Annotated in this window: 2 protein-coding genes; both read left to right on the top strand. The window is 75.0% G+C overall.

Translation table 11 applies throughout. The features are described 5' to 3' along the window. Positions 1-347, top strand: a 347-nt coding sequence (locus GTW43_RS30875; RefSeq protein WP_343246170.1) for an ATP-binding protein, incomplete at its 5' end; no start/stop codon positions are given. Continuing rightward, the gene (locus tag GTW43_RS30870; protein ID WP_161305284.1) at positions 344-1,009 is read left to right on the top strand and encodes a response regulator transcription factor; all 666 of its coding nucleotides are present in this window, start codon (positions 344-346) and stop codon (positions 1,007-1,009) included. The genes GTW43_RS30875 and GTW43_RS30870, both read left to right, overlap by 4 nt. Positions 1,010-1,143: the final 134 nt, after the last annotated feature.

The raw sequence follows: 1,143 nt of genomic DNA, 5'->3' as shown, positions 1-1,143 counted from the left end.
ACCTCGCCGCCTTCCGCATCGTGCAGGAGGCCCTCACCAACGTCGTACGGCACTCCGGGTCCCGGCGGGCCCGCGTCCGCGTGCGGCACGACGCCGACACCGTCACGCTCACGGTCGACGACGACGGCCCCGCCAGTCACGCCGAGGCGGGCGGCAGCGGGAACGGACTCGCCGGAATGCGGGAGCGGGCGGCCGCGCTCGGTGGCACGATCGAGGCGGGCCCGCGCCCCGACGGCGGGTTCCGGGTCGTCGCCGGCCTCCCGCGCACACCCCCGGCCGCGTCGTCGCCGCCGTCATCGTCCGCACCGTCGTCGCCGTCCGCCCCGTCATCGGAGGAGCCCCGTTGATCCGTGTCCTGCTCGCCGACGACCAGTCCCTGGTCCGCGCCGGATTCCGGGCGCTGCTCGACGCCCAGCCCGACATCGAGGTGGCCGGCGAGGCCGCCGACGGGGAGGAGGCGGTGCGGATGGTGCGTGAGCTGCGGCCCGACGTCGTACTCATGGACATCCGGATGCCGCTGCTCGACGGGCTGGCCGCGACCCGGCGCATCGGGGAGCAGCCCGAGCTGTCCGCGGTACGGGTCGTCATGCTGACCACGTTCGAGCTCGACGAGTACGTCTTCGAGGCGATCCGCGCCGGGGCCTCGGGGTTCCTCGTCAAGGACACCGAGCCGGACGAACTGCTGCGTGCGGTACGGGCCGTGGTCCACGGGGACGCGCTGTTGTCGCCCGGGGTGACGCGGCGGCTCATCGCCGAGTTCGCCGCCCGGTCGAAGGAGCCCGCCGCGGCGGGGGCGCTGGGCGGGCTCACGGAGCGGGAGCGGGAGGTGATGGCGCTCGTCGGGATCGGGCTGTCCAACGAGGAGATCGCGCGGCGGCTCGTCGTCAGTCCGCTCACCGCGAAGACGCATGTGAGCCGGGCGATGGTGAAGCTCGGGGCGCGGGACCGGGCCCAGCTCGTCGTACTGGCCTACGAGTCGGGCCTGGTGCGGCCGGGGTGGCTGGGCTGACTCTGCGCTGCGCGGCGTTGCCGGGGGAGTGTGGGACGGGGCCGCGCCTCGGCTCCCGCCGTTGGGGTTCGGCTTCGTTGCCGGGTGCTGCGTCGTGGTGGTTGGTCGCGCAGTTCCCCGCGCCCCTGGCGGGG

It is taken from the genome of Streptomyces sp. SID5785, from assembly GCF_009870065.1.
Classification (GTDB): Bacteria; Actinomycetota; Actinomycetes; order Streptomycetales; family Streptomycetaceae; genus Streptomyces.
This window is presented reverse-complemented; position numbering and strand designations above follow the sequence as displayed.